Origin of the sequence: Streptomyces sp. NRRL B-1347 (genome assembly GCF_000720325.1) — a bacterium.
Classification (GTDB): Bacteria; Actinomycetota; Actinomycetes; order Streptomycetales; family Streptomycetaceae; genus Streptomyces.
The window spans coordinates 1-240 of record NZ_JOJM01000334.1 but is presented as its reverse complement, the minus strand read 5'-3'; the positions used below and the strand labels follow the sequence as shown (position 1 = coordinate 240).

The 240-nt window shown below is 66.7% G+C and carries 1 protein-coding gene; it reads right to left on the bottom strand.

Annotated elements, in window-relative coordinates; translation table 11 throughout:
- Nucleotides 1-240: AMP-binding protein (locus IG74_RS47495; protein ID WP_037827720.1), on the bottom strand; the 240-nt coding region annotated here is incomplete at both ends.

Below are 240 nucleotides of genomic sequence, written 5' to 3'. Positions count from 1 at the left end.
CCGGTAGAAGTCCTCCGGGCTGCGCGTGACGGCCTGCGGTACGACCACGAGGCGGCCGCCGTGCAGGAGCGCACCCCAGATCTCCCACACCGAGAAGTCGAACGCGAAGGAGTGGAACAGGGTCCACACGTCGCGCTCACCGAAGCGGAACCAGTCGTCCGTGGACGTGAACAGCCGCACCACATTGCGGTGTTCGACGACCACACCCTTGGGCACGCCCGTCGAGCCCGACGTGTAGAT